General features: G+C 73.6%; 3 protein-coding genes and 1 pseudogene. 3 read left to right on the forward strand and 1 reads right to left on the reverse strand.

The window, feature by feature from the left end:
* Positions 1-297 (reverse strand): annotated as a pseudogene (locus tag D7W82_RS40330) (hypothetical protein); the annotation flags it as partial.
* Between the two features lie 90 nt (positions 298-387).
* Here D7W82_RS40330 and D7W82_RS39380 point away from each other — a divergent pair.
* The 3 genes from D7W82_RS39380 to D7W82_RS39390 are packed head-to-tail and all read left to right on the forward strand — an operon-like array spanning position 388 to position 1,960.
* Positions 388-990: an RNA polymerase sigma factor gene (locus D7W82_RS39380; RefSeq protein ID WP_120623149.1), complete on the forward strand. Its 603-nt coding sequence runs from the start codon at positions 388-390 to the stop codon at positions 988-990.
* Complete coding sequence (locus tag D7W82_RS39385; RefSeq protein ID WP_120623150.1) at positions 987-1,466, forward strand: anti-sigma factor; 480 nt, start codon at positions 987-989, stop codon at positions 1,464-1,466. The genes D7W82_RS39380 and D7W82_RS39385 overlap by 4 nt, the downstream gene beginning before the upstream one ends.
* Entirely contained in the window at positions 1,466-1,960 is a 495-nt protein-coding gene (locus D7W82_RS39390) for a DUF3106 domain-containing protein (protein WP_120623151.1), read from the forward strand. The genes D7W82_RS39385 and D7W82_RS39390 overlap by 1 nt, the downstream gene beginning before the upstream one ends.
* The last annotated feature ends 110 nt before the right edge of the window (positions 1,961-2,070 follow it).

Below are 2,070 nucleotides of genomic sequence, written 5' to 3' on the forward strand. Positions count from 1 at the left end.
CTCCAGGAGCCGGTGGAAGGCGTCCGCCTCCGTCCGGCCCCCGCCCCGCGCCCCCAGCTCCTCCAGGAGCTGGTTGAGGTTCCAGGCCAGGCGCTTCTGTTCGTCCCCTTGCGCCCGCCGGGCCTGCTGCGCCAGCAGGTACATGGGCAGCGGTGAGTCCGTGGGCGGGGTGGGCGTGCCGCCCTGCGCCAGAGGCTCCGGCGCAGCCTCCCAGGCCGCCAGGTCCGAAGGGGGCTCCGCCTCTCCTCCCGGGTGGGGGGCCGGTGTACGCGAACGTGGGCGGAAAGCATCGGACACGGTGGCGAAACTGTAACCGGGGCGCCGCGTGGGGTTCAAAGTGGGCGGGCCCGCAACTTCCAGCGGGCAACGGGGTTTCTGGCCTCACGGATGGATTGGGACCCGGACACGCAGGCGATGCTGAAGGTGGCGGCGGGCGACAAGCAGGCCTTCGCCTGGCTCTTCGACCGGCACCACGCGAGCGTGGCGCGCTTCGCGTTCCGCTTCGTGGGGGACGCGGCGCGGGCGGAGGAGCTCACGCAGGACATCTTCGTGAAGCTCTACCGCCACGCGCGCTCCTACAAGCCCACGGCGAAGTTCAAGACGTTCCTCTTCCGGGTGGCGACGAACCACTGCCTCAACGAGATGCGGCGCGGCGAGTACCGCGTGGCGCGCCTCACGGCGGAGGCCCCGGCGGAGGAAGACGTGGCTGCGATGCGGATGCCAGGGCCCGACGGAGACAGGCCGGATCAGGCGTTGAGCGGCCGGGAGCTGGAGGCGGCGGTGGGCCTGGCCCTGAAGGACCTGAGCGACCGGGAGCGGGCCGCGTTCACCATGTGCCGCTTCGAGGGCATGGCGTACCGGGACATCGCCGAGGCGCTGGAGGCGAGCGAGGCCGCCGTGAAGAGCCTCATCCACCGGGCCACCCTGGCGGTGGCGCGCAGGCTTGAAGCGTTGCAGGCGGGCACCGTGCCCGCGAGGAGCCGGGCATGAGCTGTGCGTTCGAAGAGGACCTGACGGCCTGGGTGGACGGGGAGCTGCCGCCCCCGCACCGCGCGCGCGTGGAGGCCCACCTGGGCACCTGCGCGGAGTGCCAGGGCACGGAAAAGCTCCTGCGCCTCACGGTGGCGCGGATGGCGGAGCTGCCCGCCTTCACGCCCTCCCCGTCCGCCCGGCGCGAGCTGCTGGCGCGGGTGGACGCGCTGCCGCCCACCTGGCGCGAGCGGTTCGCGCACCTCTTGAGGCCCGGCGTGCTCGTGCCCTCCGCGGGCCTGGCCGCCGCGGTGGTACTGACGCTGCTCGCCGCCGGGCGCACGCGCGTGGAGGCGCCCGCGCTGGAGGAGTGGGACCCGGGCGCGCTGGAGGTGGCGGCGAACCTGGAGCTGGTCGAGGACTACGAAGTGCTGGGGCTGGACAGCTCCGAAGACCTGGAGGTCGTCGAGAACCTCCACGAACTGGGGGTGCCGTGATGCTGGGAAGGATGACCGCCGGGGTGCTGGCGGTGGCGCTGTTCGTCGGCATGCCCGCCCGAGCGGCCAACGCCCCCGCGCCCACCGCCGCGGAGCGCTTCGAGAAGCTCCCGCCGGAGCAGAAGGAGGCCCTGCGCGCGAAGCTGCGCGAGTTCAAGGCCATGTCCCCGGACGAGCAGGCCCGCGTGCGCGCGAACCTCCAGCGCTGGCGGCAGCTGCCCCCGGAGGAGCGCGAGCGGCTGAGGAGCAACCTGCGCGACTTCCGGAAGCTGTCGCCCCAGGAGCGGCAGGCGGTGCGGGAGCAGGTGCGCGAGCTGCGCGGCCTCACCCCGGAGCGCCGCGCGGAGCTGCGTGGCCGGATGCGCGCCTACCTCAAGGAACACCCGGAGCGCCGCGAGCAGATGCTGGAGAACATGCGCCGCTGGCGGCGGATGTCCCAGGAGCAGCGACAGGAGGCACGCGAGCGGCTGCGCGAAAGGCGGCGCGACAAGTGAGGCCCGCGCCCTGTTGGCTGCTGCTGTTCGCGCTCGCGGCGGGTGTGCCCGCGTCCGCCCAGCAGTCCCCTCCGCCCGACGAGGTCCCCGCGCCCGCGAAGGCCGTGAAC

Source organism: Corallococcus sp. CA049B (genome assembly GCF_003611685.1).
Classification (GTDB): Bacteria; Myxococcota; Myxococcia; order Myxococcales; family Myxococcaceae; genus Corallococcus; species Corallococcus coralloides.